Origin of the sequence: Nitrobacter winogradskyi Nb-255, from assembly GCF_000012725.1 — a bacterium.
Taxonomy (GTDB): Bacteria; Pseudomonadota; Alphaproteobacteria; order Rhizobiales; family Xanthobacteraceae; genus Nitrobacter; species Nitrobacter winogradskyi.
This window is the reverse complement of sequence record NC_007406.1, coordinates 2,557,946-2,571,542: the sequence shown is the minus strand read 5'-3', so window position 1 is coordinate 2,571,542 and position 13,597 is coordinate 2,557,946. Positions and strand designations below refer to the sequence as shown.

11 protein-coding genes are annotated in these 13,597 nt (G+C 61.8%); 8 read left to right on the top strand and 3 right to left on the bottom strand.

Annotated features, from left to right (window positions below):
• The first annotated feature begins 81 nt into the window (after positions 1-81).
• The 4 genes from hflK to NWI_RS12220 all read left to right on the top strand — a co-directional run bounded on the left by hflK (position 82) and on the right by NWI_RS12220 (position 4,589).
• Positions 82-1,230, top strand: a complete 1,149-nt coding sequence (hflK, locus tag NWI_RS12235) for an FtsH protease activity modulator HflK (protein WP_011315567.1) — start codon at positions 82-84, stop codon at positions 1,228-1,230.
• Positions 1,227-2,123 (top strand): protease modulator HflC, encoded by an 897-nt coding sequence (hflC, locus tag NWI_RS12230; protein WP_011315566.1) that lies wholly within the window; start codon positions 1,227-1,229, stop codon positions 2,121-2,123. Before hflK ends, hflC begins: the two co-directional genes overlap by 4 nt.
• 257 nt (positions 2,124-2,380) lie before the next feature.
• Positions 2,381-2,581, top strand: a complete 201-nt coding sequence (locus NWI_RS12225) for a DUF2065 domain-containing protein (protein ID WP_011315565.1) — start codon at positions 2,381-2,383, stop codon at positions 2,579-2,581.
• Positions 2,582-3,098: 517 nt separating this feature from the next.
• Positions 3,099-4,589: a Do family serine endopeptidase gene (locus tag NWI_RS12220; protein WP_011315564.1), complete on the top strand. Its 1,491-nt coding sequence runs from the start codon at positions 3,099-3,101 to the stop codon at positions 4,587-4,589.
• A gap of 157 nt (positions 4,590-4,746) precedes the next feature.
• On the opposite strand, the gene serB is transcribed toward NWI_RS12220, so the two are convergent.
• Positions 4,747-5,640, bottom strand: coding sequence for a phosphoserine phosphatase SerB (gene serB / locus NWI_RS12215; RefSeq protein WP_011315563.1), 894 nt, complete (start codon positions 5,638-5,640; stop codon positions 4,747-4,749).
• Here serB and miaA point away from each other — a divergent pair.
• The 4 genes from miaA to ilvC all read left to right on the top strand — a co-directional run bounded on the left by miaA (position 5,639) and on the right by ilvC (position 10,588).
• Positions 5,639-6,583 carry a tRNA (adenosine(37)-N6)-dimethylallyltransferase MiaA gene (miaA, locus tag NWI_RS12210; RefSeq protein WP_011315562.1) on the top strand — a complete coding sequence of 315 codons (945 nt, stop codon included), beginning with the start codon at positions 5,639-5,641 and terminating at the stop codon, positions 6,581-6,583. The two genes, serB and miaA, sit on opposite strands and share 2 nt — an antisense overlap.
• 313 nt (positions 6,584-6,896) lie before the next feature.
• Entirely contained in the window at positions 6,897-8,675 is a 1,779-nt protein-coding gene (locus NWI_RS12205; RefSeq protein ID WP_011315561.1) for an acetolactate synthase 3 large subunit, read from the top strand.
• A gap of 135 nt (positions 8,676-8,810) precedes the next feature.
• Positions 8,811-9,353, top strand: a complete 543-nt coding sequence (gene ilvN / locus NWI_RS12200; RefSeq protein WP_011315560.1) for an acetolactate synthase small subunit — start codon at positions 8,811-8,813, stop codon at positions 9,351-9,353.
• A gap of 215 nt (positions 9,354-9,568) precedes the next feature.
• A complete protein-coding gene (gene ilvC / locus NWI_RS12195; protein ID WP_011315559.1) occupies positions 9,569-10,588 on the top strand; it encodes a ketol-acid reductoisomerase in 1,020 nt (339 codons plus the stop codon).
• 280 nt (positions 10,589-10,868) lie between these two features.
• Here ilvC and NWI_RS12190 read toward each other — a convergent pair whose 3' ends face one another.
• Both NWI_RS12190 and NWI_RS12185 read right to left on the bottom strand, forming a co-directional pair.
• Positions 10,869-12,440 carry an ABC transporter permease/substrate-binding protein gene (locus NWI_RS12190; RefSeq protein WP_011315558.1) on the bottom strand — a complete coding sequence of 524 codons (1,572 nt, stop codon included), beginning with the start codon at positions 12,438-12,440 and terminating at the stop codon, positions 10,869-10,871.
• Positions 12,437-13,228: an ATP-binding cassette domain-containing protein gene (locus NWI_RS12185; protein WP_011315557.1), complete on the bottom strand. Its 792-nt coding sequence runs from the start codon at positions 13,226-13,228 to the stop codon at positions 12,437-12,439. Before NWI_RS12185 ends, NWI_RS12190 begins: the two co-directional genes overlap by 4 nt.
• Positions 13,229-13,597 lie beyond the last annotated feature (369 nt).

Genomic DNA, 13,597 nt, shown 5'->3' with positions numbered 1-13,597 from the left:
GGCCGGGTGCGTCCCCTATAAGGTCGAATAGACAGAGCGAGGCTAGGCCTTCAAGGCCCATCCGCGCGGAGGAGAGTGTCGATGCCGTGGAAGAATCAAACCGGGGGCCCATGGGGTCCTGGCCCGAAAGGGCCTTGGGGAGCCGGCCCGCAGCCGACTGGGCCCAAGCCACCGGATCTTGAGGATCTGTTGCGTCGCGCTCAGGAGCGTATCCGGCAACTGTTGCCGGGAGGACATCTGAGCGGCATGGGGATTCTGCTGATTCTGATCGGAGCAGTGGCGATCTGGGGCATGTCCGGCTTTTTCCGCGTGCAGTCCGAAGAACTCGGCGTGGTGCTGCGGTTCGGCAAGCATGTGCGAACCGTGCAGCCGGGCCTCAACTATCATCTGCCATATCCGATCGAGACCGTGTTGCTGCCCAAGGCGCTGCGCGTCTCGACCCTCAATATCGGTTTGACGCTGGTTCAGGATTCGGCCCGCAGCACCAGCACGATGCGCGATGTGCCGGAGGAAAGCCTGATGCTGACGGGCGACGAAAACATCGTCGACGTCGATTTCACCGTGTTGTGGCGGATCAAGCCGGACGGGGTCGGCGACTTCCTGTTCAACATCCAGAACCCCGAAGGCACCGTCAAGGCCGTGGCGGAAAGCGCCATGCGCGAGTGGGTCGGGCGTTCGGATATTCAGCCGATTCTGACCTCCGAGCGAACCAAGATCGAAGCGTCGGTTCACGAACTGATGCAGAAGACCCTGGATCAATATGGAGCGGGGGTTCTGATTCAGCAGGTGCAGATGCAGAAGGTCGATCCACCCGCTCAGGTCATCGACTCTTTCCGCGACGTGCAGGCCGCCCGTGCCGACCTCGAACGACTGCAGAACGAAGCCCAGACTTACGCCAATCGTGTCGTTCCCGATTCGCGAGGCCGGGCGGCTCAGATTGTGCAGAATGCCCAAGGTTACAAGGAGCAGGCCATCGCCGAAGCCAAGGGTCAGAGTTCGCGTTTCCTGCAGGTCTACCAGGCTTACAAGGAGGCGCCTGACGTGACGCGCGAACGCATCTACCTGGAGACCATGGAGCACGTGCTCGGCGACGCGGATAAGCTCATCTACGATCCGGGATCATCGTCTTCCGGGGGAATTGTGCCTTACCTGCCGCTGAGTGAATTGACATCGCGGCGTAGCGGCTCGACGGCGAACCAGCCGGCCAGGACGGATGGGGGTGCCCGATGAAAACCGGAGTTTTAGGGATCGCCGCGCTACTGGTTGGACTGGCCCTGCTGGTGGTGGGATACAGTTCTGTTTTCACCGTGGGCCAGACCGAACAGGTGCTGCTGGTGCGACTGGGCGAGCCGGTACGCGTCGTCACCGAGCCGGGACTGCATTTCAAGGCGCCGTTCGTTGATTCCGTCATCGAGATCGACAAACGAATTCTGGACCTTGAGCAGGCGTCGCAGGAAGTCATCGCGTCGGACCAGAAGCGGCTCGTCGTCGATGCGTTCGCGCGTTATCGCATCAAGGACGCCTTGCGTTTCTACCAAAGCGTGGGCTCCATTCAGGTCGCTAATATCCAGTTGACGACGCTGCTCAACGCGTCGCTGCGCCGGGTTCTCGGTGAGGTGACATTCATTCAGGTGGTGCGGGATGAGCGTGAAATGCTGATGGCGCGCATCCGCGATCAACTCGACAAGGAGGCCAGCGGATACGGCATCTCGGTGGTCGATGTCCGGATCCGGCGCGCCGATCTGCCGGAACAGAACAGCCAGGCGATCTATCAGCGGATGCAGACCGAGCGACAACGGGAAGCCGCCGAATTCCGCGCCCAGGGTGGTCAGAAGGCGCAGGAAATCCGGGCCAAGGCCGATCGGGAGGCGACCGTCATCATCGCCGAGGCCAACTCGGCGGCGGAGCGGATCCGTGGTCAGGGTGATGGCGAGCGCAACAGGCTTTTCGCCCAGGCCTACAATCAGGATCCGGCGTTCTTTGCATTCTATCGGTCGATGAGCGCTTATCAGAACGGGTTGAAGAGTTCCGACACGCGTTTCCTTCTGAAACCGGATTCTGACTTCTTCCGTTTCTTTGGACATATCGGCGGCCGGTCGGCTGCCTCCGCACCGAAGCCTTAGACTCGACATTGCGATGCCAGGGTCTGATCCAACTGCGTTGAATAAGACCCTGGCCTTAACTTTTGATCGAGCGTGATCTTATCCGAAAACCGGTTTCCACTTTGCGCTGGCGCCGCCCTTCGGGTCGGGATCATGCTCTATAGCGTTTTCGAGCGAAGTGGATACCGGTTCGCGTGAAGAAAACGCGTTAAATCAAGATTATAGAGCCTCGCTTCTGATTCCATCAGAAGCGAAAAGGCTCTAGGAGACGCTGTTCGATGGGTTCCATCGCCTTCGCCGATTTTCTGATCGGTCTCGGTATCCTTTTCATGCTTGAAGGCATCCTGTTCGCCGCGGCTCCGAAGTGGGTGCGGCGGGCGATGGAAAGCGCGCTGGCGGCTCCGGAGCAGGTTTTGCGGATAGCCGGAATCGGGTCGGCCATCGCGGGCCTGATCCTGATCTGGCTGGTCAGGCGTTAGAGCGTTTTCCGGCGAAGTAGATTACCGGTTCGCCGCAGGAAAATGCGACCCGACCGTAACTTCCAGTGCATGGCTCAATCCAACCTGTTCGGATCATGCTCTGGAGCATTTTCGTTTCTGATTTGAGTCAGAAGCGAAGCTCCAGCGATAGTGGAGCGGTCCTGGCAACAGCTTTGGCCTGATCGCAGGTTCCAGTTTGTCTCATTCGCACCTTGCGCAGGCCCGGCGTCCGGCGCAGTGTATGCTGCAGCATCTTCCGGCTAAGTGAAATCCGGTTCGCGTGAAGAAAACGCTCTCAATCAAAACTTGCGCGCATTCCGATCGCAAAACCGGTATCCACTTTTGCGGAATACGCGCTAAAGTCTTTCACCGTTTCATGGGAACAGTGAAAGACTCTATCTTTACGCTTTGACGCGCTTCTTCACGCGAACTGGATTCCATCCTCGGGTCAGGCCCGAGGACATGCTTCGCTCGATAACGCTCCAGGCAGTATGCTTTTTCAGGAGAGACCCGCAACATGACCCGAGCGATGCAAGCATTGAGTCTTCGCCGGCGTTTCCTTCTGAGCGCGTTTTGCCTCGGCGTCGCGAGCGCCGTGGTATCCGCGCCGGCGCTGGCCCGCGGTCCCGATGGCATCGCCGACGTGGCGGAAAAGGTGATCGACGCGGTGGTCAATATCTCGACGACCCAAAAGGTGGAAGCCAAGAGCGGCGAGGGCCGCCGCATGATTCCGCAGCTTCCGCCGGGATCACCGTTCGAGGAGTTCTTCGACGACTTCTTCAAGAATCGCCGCGGCGGCAAGAGTGACGGCCTGCAGACGCACAAGACGAACTCGCTTGGCTCCGGATTCATCGTCGATGCCGCCGGAATTGTGGTCACCAATAATCACGTCATCGCCGATTCCGATGAGATCAACGTCATTTTGAATGACGGCACCAAGGTCAAGGCCGAGACCGTCGGGGTCGACAAGAAAACTGACCTTGCGGTGCTGAAGTTCAAGCCGCCGCATCCGCTGATGGCCGTTAAATTCGGCGATTCCGACAAGTTGCGGCTCGGCGAATGGGTGATCGCGATCGGCAACCCTTTCAGTCTGGGCGGCTCCGTTTCCGCCGGAATCGTCTCGGCGCGCAACCGCGACATCAATAACGGCCCTTACGACAGCTACATCCAGACCGATGCCGCCATCAATCGCGGCAACTCCGGCGGCCCGTTGTTCAACCTTGAAGGCGAGGTCGTGGGAGTGAATACGCTGATCATCTCGCCATCCGGCGGCTCGATCGGTATCGGTTTCGCGGTGCCGTCGAAGACGGTAGCGGGCGTCGTCGATCAGTTGCGGAAATTCGGCGAGCTGCGTCGCGGCTGGCTCGGCGTTCGCATTCAGCAGGTGACCGACGAAATCGCCGACAGCCTCAATATCAAGCCGGCTCGCGGAGCGCTGGTTGCCGGTGTGGAGGATAAGGGGCCGGCCAAGCCTGCCGGCATCGAACCCGGCGATGTCGTCATCGCTTTCGACGGCAAGGACATCAAGGAGCCTAAGGATCTGTCGCGCATGGTCGCGGATACGGCGGTGGGCAAGACCGTCAGCGTCGTGGTCATCCGCAAGGGCAAGGAAGAGACCAAGAAGGTGACGCTGGGACGTCTCGACGACAGCGACAAGGCCATCCCCGTTTCGATCAAGACCAAGCCGGAAGATGACGACAAGCCCGTCACGCAAAAGGCGCTCGGCCTCGATCTCGCCACGCTAAGCAAGGATCTGCGCGCGCGCTACAAGATCAAGGACAGCGTCAAGGGCGTCATCATCACCGAGGTGGAAGCAGATTCCGACGCCGCCGAGAAGCGGCTCAGCGCCGGCGACGTGATCGTCGAGGTGGCGCAGGAAGCTGTGAACAGTGCGTCCGATATCCGCAAGCGCATCGATCAGCTGAAAAAGGACGGCAAGAAAGCTGTGCTGCTGATGGTGTCGAACGGCGCCGGCGAACTGCGTTTCGTGGCGCTGAGCCTGAAGTAGGCGCGCCAGCCCTTCGTTATTCCGGACGGCTTGCGACGCACGCCGGTCCGGAAGTCACTCTCTCGCGGAACCACGTTTAAGAGGTTCTATAATCTTGTTTTAACGCGTTTTCTTCACGCGAACAGGTCATCCATTTCGCTCGAAAACACTATAGAGTCTATGCGTTGACGAACTCGTCGCGCTGGTACCCCTGCGCATACAGCAGCGCGGTCAGGTCGCCATGGTCGATGCGGGCTGCTGCCGCCGCGGCAACCGCGGGCTTGGCGTGATAGGCGACGCCCAGGCCCGCCTGTTGGATCATGCCGAGGTCGTTGGCGCCGTCGCCCACCGCCAGCGTATCCAGCCCGTCGAGACCGGAGGACTCACGCAATTCGATCAGGGTCGTGAGTTTGGCCTCGCGGCCGACGATCGGCTCCGCGGCCGTGCCTGACAGTTTTCCGTTTTCGACCAGCAGCGTGTTGCCGCGATTCTCGTGAAAGCCGATCAGGGCGGCTACCGCCTCGGTGAAGAGCGTGAAGCCGCCGGAGATCAGGCAGGTATAGGCTCCGTTGGCGCGCATGGTCATGACCAGTTCGCGCCCGCCCGGCGTCGGCGTGATGCGCTTTGCCAGCACCTCGTCGACCACGGATACGGGAAGCCCCTTGAGCAACGCCACGCGTTCGCGCAACGCCGCCTCAAATTGCATTTCGCCGCGCATGGCGCGCTCGGTGATCGCTGCGACATGCGCCTTGAGGCCTGCGAAATCGGCGAGTTCGTCGATGCATTCCTGGCCGATCATGGTGGAATCCATATCGGCCAGAAACAGCTTCTTGCGCCGTCCGATCTGCGGCTGGACCACCACGTCGATCGGCAGATCGCCACGCGCCTCGCGCAGGCGCTGTGTGATGGCCGGGATGGAGTCGGTGCTTTCGAAGGGAATGTCGGCCGCGACCTCGTCCCACAGCCATTGCGCCGGACCGGCATTGCCCAGAATTGCGCGCGCGCCGTCCAGCACCGTGCTATCGAGCGCGGGGTTGGCCGGATTGCAGATCAGCGTGGCGACGAGCGACATGGGCGGGTTGAACCGTGATGAGGGGGTGGAGGCGACGGATGCCGTGCTTATCGCAGGGCCGACCGCGAGCGGCAAGTCCGCGCTGGCGCTGTCGCTTGCCGAACAGACTGGCGGCGTCGTCATCAATACCGACTCCATGCAGGTCTATCGAAATCTCCGCATTCTCACCGCGCGGCCGACGCCTGATGAGGAGGCGCGCGCGCCGCACCGGCTTTACGGCCACGTTGATGCGAGCGTGAACTACTCCGCCGGAAGGTGGGTGGCCGATGCGACGGCGGTTCTCAACGAAACACTCGCAAAAAAGCGGCTGCCGATCTTCGTTGGCGGCTCCGGTCTCTACTTCAAGGCGCTGACGCGCGGCCTGTCGGCGGTGCCGCCGATTCCGCCAGAGGTGCGCAACGACGTCCGCGCTCGTCTCGAACGCGACGGGGCCGAGGCGCTCCATGCGGTTCTTGCCCGGTGCGATTCTGAGACGGCGCAACGCCTGAGACCGCGCGATCGCTCCCGCGTCGCCCGCGCGCTTGAAGTCGTCGAGGCGACCGGACGCTCGCTGACCGATTGGCATCGCGACGGCTTGCCGCCTTTGCTGCCGGCGGAGCGGGTGAGGGCGGTGTTCCTTGCTCCGGAGCGTGACGCGCTTTACGCGCGGATCGACGCGCGTTTCGGCGCGATGCTGGCGGCCGAGGCGCTGGAAGAGGTCGCTGCGCTGGCCGAACGGCGCCTTGATCCGCTTCTGCCGGCGATGAAGGCGCATGGCGTACCGGCGCTGATTCGGCATCTGCGCGGCGAGATATCCCTGGAGCGGGCGGCCGAGATCGGCCGCGCCGACACGCGCCATTACGCCAAACGGCAATTCACCTGGTTTCGTCATCAGTTGCCGGAGTTCATCTGGGCCGCTCCGGCGGAGGCAAGACAAGTGCTGGAGAGGGCCGAAGCGCGATAACGCCGGGCGATGCTGCTGGCCGGCTTCCCCCCCCACTCCTAAACACTGAAATCACCATTATTTTGCATTGAAACACCGTTGACGGGTGCAAATCCGCCCCGTATAACCCGCGCAACCTTTGCGAAAGTTAGCGACGAAATGCGTAATTTTGTTACCAGAGATCTTGTTCCGGTGGTCGTCGTTTCCGGGAGTGCTGTCTGGCGCGGTTGAGCTGTCCCAATCAAGGGGCGGTGCGCCGGGCCCTTCCAAGGGCCTTTTTTCTTATCCGTGACGGTGGCAATCCTACGCCAGAACTGCGAAGCCGGAGTCGACCATGAGCCAGAACAAACATCAGGATTCCAATCAGATGACCGGTGCGGCCATGATCGTTCGCGCCCTCGTCGATCATGGCGTCAAGCACATTTTCGGTTATCCGGGCGGCGCGGTGCTCCCGATCTATGACGAGATTTTCCAGCAGCGCGACATCGAGCACGTTCTGGTGCGGCACGAACAGGGCGCTGGCCACGCAGCGGAAGGCTATGCCCGCTCCACCGGCAAGCCCGGCGTGGCGCTTGTGACCTCGGGGCCGGGTGCGACCAACATGGTAACGCCGCTGGCCGACGCGCTGATGGATTCGATCCCGCTGGTCTGCATCACCGGCCAGGTGCCCACGCACCTGATCGGCAACGATGCGTTCCAGGAGTGCGACACCGTCGGCATCACCAGGCCATGCACAAAGCACAACTGGCTGGTACGCGATATCAAGGACCTGCCGAAGGTGCTGCACGAGGCGTTTTATGTCGCGACCTCCGGCCGTCCCGGGCCGGTCGTGGTCGACGTGCCGAAGGACCTGCAGTTCGCGACCGGCACCTACACGCCGCCGCGGAAATCGGACGTCCATGCGTCGTACAAGCCGCAGATCAAAGGCGATGCGGGGCAGATACGCAAGGCGGTCGCGCTGTTGCTGAATGCCAAGCGGCCGGTGATCTATACCGGCGGCGGCATCATCAACTCAGGCCGTGAGGCGTCGAAGACGCTGCGCGCGCTGGTCGAAGCCACTGGCTTTCCGATTACCTCGACTTTGATGGGACTGGGAGCCTATCCGGCTTCCGGCAAGAACTGGCTTGGAATGCTCGGCATGCACGGCACTTATGAGGCCAACATGGCGATGCATGATTGCGACGTCATGCTGTGTATCGGGGCGCGCTTCGACGATCGCATCACGGGACGCACCGATGCGTTCTCGCCGGGGTCAAAGAAGATTCACATCGATATAGACCCTTCCTCTATCAACAAGAACATCCGCGTCGACGTGCCGATCATCGGCGATGCCGGCAGCGTGATGGCCGACCTGCTGCAGGCGTTCAAGGCGGAAGGCAAGACGCCCAGGATCGATCCGTGGTGGTTCGAGATCGGGCGCTGGCGCGCGCGCAATTCGCTGGCCTACAAGAAGAATGACGATGTGATCCTGCCGCAGTTTGCGATCCAGCGCCTGTTCGAGGCGACGCGAGGCCGGGACACCTACATCACAACCGAGGTCGGCCAGCATCAGATGTGGGCCGCGCAGTTCTTCGGATTCGATGAGCCGCATCGCCTGATGACTTCGGGTGGCCTCGGCACCATGGGCTACGGTTTGCCGGCCGCGCTCGGCGTGCAGGTGGCCCATCGTGACAGCCTCGTGATCGATATCGCAGGCGATGCCTCGGTGCAGATGACGATGCAGGAGATGTCGACGGCCGTTCAGCACGATCTTCCGATCAAGATATTCATCCTCAACAATCAGTACATGGGCATGGTGAGGCAATGGCAGCAGTTGCTGCACGGCAATCGGCTGTCGCACTCGTATTCCGAGGCGCTACCCGATTTCGTCAAGCTCGCCGATGCCTTCGGCTGCGTCGGGCTACAGGCGACCAGGCCCTCCGATCTCGACGGCGCGATCGCCGAAATGATCTCGGTGAAGAAGCCGGTGCTGTTCGATTGTCGCGTCGCCGCGCTGGAAAACTGTTTTCCGATGATCCCGTCCGGCAAGGCGCATAACGAGATGCTTTTGCCCGCGGAAGCCAATGACGATGTGACCGCCGCCGCCTTTGCCGGCGGCAAGGCGCTGGTGTGAGATGACTCGAGGCGCCGCTCCGCGAAGACGGTCATGCGCGGACGTGATCCGCGCACCCATCCCGTTTGTGAAGATGGGTTGCCGGGTCAAGCCCGGCAATGACGGTAATCACGACATCAATCCGAGAACGTGTCCATGAACCAGCCCGCTTCCGCCTATTTCCTCGAAGAGCGCCGCGATCCGAAGGAGACGCACACGCTGTCGGTGCTGGTCGCCAACGAGCCGGGTGTGCTGGCGCGGGTGATCGGCCTGTTCTCGGGCCGCGGCTACAATATCGAAAGCCTTACGGTGTCGGAGACCGAGAGCAAGAAGCACGTCTCGCGCATCACCATCGTCACCACCGGCACGCCGATGGTGATCCAGCAGATCAAGCATCAGCTCGACCGCATGATTCCGGTCTATCAGGTCGTCGATATGACGCTCACCGGGCGTTCCATCGAACGTGAGCTTGCCATGGTCAAGGTCAAGGGGGCGGGGGATCAGCGTATCGAGGCGATGCGGCTCGCGGAGGTGTTTCGGGCCCGCGTGGTGGATGCCACCAATGAGAGTTTCGTGTTCGAGATCACCGGCGGCACCTCGAAGATCAATCAGTTCGTCGACCTGATGCGGCCGATCGGCCTGGTGGAGGTGTCGCGAACCGGCGTGGCGGCGATCGGGCGCGGGCCGGAAGGGATGTAAGCCCATGCTGGCGGATGACCCCTGCGTTCGCGGCCTTGTCCTGTTCACCTAACTCCCGGACGACCCATGACGTCTTGCTATCCCCCAGGCGGTTGCAGCGGACTTGTCTCCCGGCATCCGTAGCCCTAAAAACCGGTCGCAACTCTTTCGGGCTGCGTGCTCGCGCCATCCGCGAATGTGATCTGGCCGATTGTGGCCGCAAAAGAGGAACAGCCATGCGTGTTTATTACGATCGTGACGCCGACCTGAACCTGATCAAGGGAAAGAAGGTGGTCATCGTCGGTTATGGCAGCCAGGGCCATGCCCATGCGCTGAACCTGAAGGATTCCGGCGTCAAGGAGATCGCGATCGCGCTGCGAAAGGGCTCCGCTTCCGCCAAGAAGGCCGAAGGCGCGGGCTTTAAGGTGATGGAAGTCGCCGAAGCCGCGAAGTGGGGCGACCTTGTCATGATGCTGACGCCTGATGAACTGCAGGGCGACATCTACCGCGAGCATCTGCACGACAACATGAAGAAGGGCGCGGCGCTCATCTTCGCGCATGGGCTCAACGTGCATTTCAACCTGCTGGACCCGCGAGCCGATCTCGACGTCCTGATGATCGCGCCCAAGGGCCCCGGCCACACCGTGCGCGCGGAGTATCAGCGCGGCGGCGGCGTGCCTTGCTTGATCGCGGTCGCCAAGGATTCCTCGGGCAACGCCCATGACCTTGGTCTCAGCTACGCCTCGGCGATCGGCGGCGGCCGCGCCGGCATCATCGAGACCACCTTCAGGGAAGAGTGCGAGACCGATCTGTTCGGCGAACAGGCGGTGCTTTGCGGCGGTCTGGTGGAGTTGATCAAGAACGGCTTCGAGACGCTGGTGGAAGCCGGCTATGCGCCGGAGATGGCCTACTTCGAGTGCCTGCACGAGGTGAAGCTGATCGTGGACCTGATCTACGAAGGCGGTATCGCCAATATGAACTACTCGATCTCCAATACCGCTGAATACGGCGAATACGTCACCGGCCCGCGCATCGTGACCGCGGAGACGAAGAAGGAAATGAAGCGCGTGCTCGACGATATCCAGTCCGGCAAATTCGCTCGCGACTGGATGCTGGAGAACAAGGTCAACCAGACCTCGTTCAAGGCGACCCGCGCGCGGCTCGCCGCCCATCCGATCGAGGAGGTCGGTGCAAGACTTCGCGACATGATGCCGTGGATCAAGAAGGCCGCTATGGTCGACAAAGCGAAGAATTGACGGCGCTTCCCTCAGCTAGAGCATGATCCGATCAAGTTGAATCGGACCATGCTCTAGGAATGGTTGTCTGGTCGAATTTTCTTGCTGCGAACCGGTTCCCACTTCGCTCGAAAACGCTCTAGCGGAGAGCCGCCCGAACGAAATGAGGGCGGGGGAGGGGCTTTCCGACATCCCCTCACCCCTCACCCGGTTTGTCACTACGTCCGAAGCCACCCTCTCCCGCAAGGGGGAGGGGAGGAAGAAGCGCCGTGCCCACCCGCGCTGTTAGATCACCATCCTATTACTCATTGATCTTCTTCTCATTGATCTTCGTCCACAACCACCGCGCCACGGTTGCCGGTGAGTTGTCCGTATCACTGTCGCTGGCGCGGAAGTTGGCCTCCCGCATGATGGCGATGTCGATCCTGCCAAGCAGGGGCTGAAGCGCGGCGCGCAGCTTGGCGTCATTGGCGCGCCGCGGCGCCAGCAGAACAATCGCGTCATAGGGTGGAATTGCGTGTCTGGTGTCGTCAAGCACGGTCAGGCCGTATTTCGCGATCAGGCCGTCGCTGGTGTAGCCCGCGATCACGTCGACTTCACCGGACGCCACGGCGGCATACATGAAATCCGACTGCATCTGTCGCCGCTCGCGAAACGATAATCCGTAAGCCTTCTTCAGAGCCGTCCATTCAGGCCGGGCGAAGAATTCGTAGTCGCCGGCGATCGACATGTTGCCGGCATGGGCGGCGAGATCGGAGATCGTATGAATGCCCAGCGCGTCGGCCCGCGCTTTTGGCATGAGCAGCGCGTAGGCATTCTCAAAACCGAGTTCGCCAAGCAGCGTAATATTCCGCCGCGCCAGTATCGTCTCAAGCTCGGTGAGTAATTCCTCGCGCGGCCTCAGGTCTGTCCTATGGAACTGATTGGCCCACAGCGTACCGGAATAATCGACGTAGACATCGATGTCGCCGTTCGCCAGCGCGTCGAAAATGACGTTGGAGCCGAGCCCCTCGCGGGTCGTCGCCGGAAGACCCGCGGCTTGCAGCCGGTGCGAGATCAGCGCCGCGAGCACATATTGTTCGGTGAAGGTTTTGGCGCCGACGATCGTGGTGGATGTCGCGCGGGTCAGAGAGGGCGCCAATGTCGCCGCAACCAGGATTGCGATGCCGACAATACCGGTTGACACGCGGATGCGCCTGCGCATCCGCAAGCCGGATTCGATCAGCGCCAGCAACTGATCCACGACCAGCGCGAGGGCCGCCGCGGCGATGCAGCCGAACAGCACGAACACCCAGTTCAGGGTTTGCAGCCCGGCGAAGATGTAGTTGCCGAGACTGGTCTGGCCGATGGGCGTGGAGAGCGTCGCGGTGCCGATCACCCAGACCGCCGCGGTGCGGATGCCCGCCATGATGACCGGCAGCGCCAGCGGAAGCTCGACCATGGTGAGGGATTGCCGCGCCGTCATGCCGACCCCTCTAGCCGCTTCCGTCAATGCGGGATCGATCCCCTGAAGGCCGGTGATGGTGTTGCGCAGCACCGGAAGCATCGAATAGAGCGCCAGCGCCAGCACCGAAGGCAGGAATCCGAACGCGGAGAAGCCGAAGCCGAACCATTGCGATGTCATAATCGCCAGCGCCAGGAGGAGCGGATAGAACAACGCCAGCAGCGCCAGCCCCGGCATGGTTTGTACGATGCTTGCAAAACCGAGAAGCGCGCTGCGCAGCATCGGCCGGTTGCGGGCGGTCAGCGCCAGCGGGAAGCTGATCGCGAGGCCCAGCGCCAGCGCCGTTAGGCTGACGCGGACGTGGTTGCCGAGATAGTCCGGCAGGTGAGCGAGTGCTTCGCTCCAGCGCGGATCGAACAGCAGGCTCATGACGCGATGTTCTGCGAGAGCGCGGCCTGAAGTCGCTCGGCCTGGCGGCGTGGCGTGCCGAGCAGTTCGCCGACATAGGGGCTGTCGATACGGGACAGTTCTTTCGCCGTCCCCAGCGCAACCAGGCGGCCTTCGTGCATGACCGCGACGCGATCCGCGAGCAGCAGCGCTTCGGTCATGTCATGGGTGATCATGATGGTGGTGAGGCCGAGCCCGATGTGCAGCGCGCGATAGTCGTTGCCGAGCGCGTCACGCGTTACCGGGTCAAGGGCGCCGAAGGGCTCGTCCATCAGAACGATGCGCGGCTTCGCGGCGAGTGCGCGCGCGACGCCGACGCGCTGGCGCTGGCCGCCGGAAAGCTCATGCGGGAGGCGGTCGCGGTACTGCGCGCGGTCGAGTTGCACCAGATCGAGCAGTTCGTCGACCCTCGCCGCGATTTCGGATTTCGGCGTCCCGAGCAGGCGGGGCGTGATGCCGATATTGGCCGCGATGCTCATATGAGGAAACAGGCCGCCGCTCTGGAATACATAGCCGATCCGGCGGCGCAGCCCGATCGCGTCGATTCCGGCGATATCCTCTCCCGCAACGGTGATCGTACCGGCATCGGGATCGATCAGGCGATTGGCGAGCCGCAGCAGCGTGGTCTTGCCGGAGCCGGAACCACCGACGACGGCGAGGAATTCACCCGCCGCGATGTCGAACGAGACGTCGTTAACGGCTCTCACATGGCTGCCGTTAAAGCTTTTGACGACATGTGAAAACGCGATCAGCGGTGAGGTTTCGCCCATGCCTTGAGGGGGGTATCACACGGTCGCCATTGCACCAAGCCTGCCCCGAAACGCGTTTCGATAGCGGGGCGCCTTGCCGGGAACCAGGTCCGGCAGGATCGCTGACCAAATTTTGGGCATTGCGATATCGAGTCCTTCTCGGCTAAAATCGTGCGGGAAGGGCCGGCAACGAAACGAACCGTCAACTGGTCTTGTTGAAAAATGGTTCTCGTTGAAAAAAGGCCTTCATAGGGTCGGGTAATGCTGGTGCGCGGCGAAATAGCGGAAATTCACGGGCAGGCGGTGTTGACCGCTGGTTCCGGAGCGATTCCGGCTGCGTCCATGCCAAGCCTGCTGATTGGCGGGCTTCTGCTTCTTATCGGCCCCTGA

What these genes read in the sequence shown, in the direction of transcription:
- hflK (WP_011315567.1), top strand. Translation starts at nt 82, where the DNA reads ATGCCGTGGAAGAATCAAACCGGGGGCCCATGGGGTCCTGGCCCGAAA.
- hflC (WP_011315566.1), top strand. Translation starts at nt 1,227, where the DNA reads ATGAAAACCGGAGTTTTAGGGATCGCCGCGCTACTGGTTGGACTGGCC.
- NWI_RS12225 (WP_011315565.1), top strand. Translation starts at nt 2,381, where the DNA reads ATGGGTTCCATCGCCTTCGCCGATTTTCTGATCGGTCTCGGTATCCTT.
- NWI_RS12220 (WP_011315564.1), top strand. Translation starts at nt 3,099, where the DNA reads ATGACCCGAGCGATGCAAGCATTGAGTCTTCGCCGGCGTTTCCTTCTG.
- miaA (WP_011315562.1), top strand. Translation starts at nt 5,639, where the DNA reads ATGGGCGGGTTGAACCGTGATGAGGGGGTGGAGGCGACGGATGCCGTG.
- serB (WP_011315563.1), bottom strand. Translation starts at nt 5,640, where the DNA reads ATGTCGCTCGTCGCCACGCTGATCTGCAATCCGGCCAACCCCGCGCTC.
- NWI_RS12205 (WP_011315561.1), top strand. Translation starts at nt 6,897, where the DNA reads ATGAGCCAGAACAAACATCAGGATTCCAATCAGATGACCGGTGCGGCC.
- ilvN (WP_011315560.1), top strand. Translation starts at nt 8,811, where the DNA reads ATGAACCAGCCCGCTTCCGCCTATTTCCTCGAAGAGCGCCGCGATCCG.
- ilvC (WP_011315559.1), top strand. Translation starts at nt 9,569, where the DNA reads ATGCGTGTTTATTACGATCGTGACGCCGACCTGAACCTGATCAAGGGA.
- NWI_RS12190 (WP_011315558.1), bottom strand. Translation starts at nt 12,440, where the DNA reads ATGAGCCTGCTGTTCGATCCGCGCTGGAGCGAAGCACTCGCTCACCTG.
- NWI_RS12185 (WP_011315557.1), bottom strand. Translation starts at nt 13,228, where the DNA reads ATGGGCGAAACCTCACCGCTGATCGCGTTTTCACATGTCGTCAAAAGC.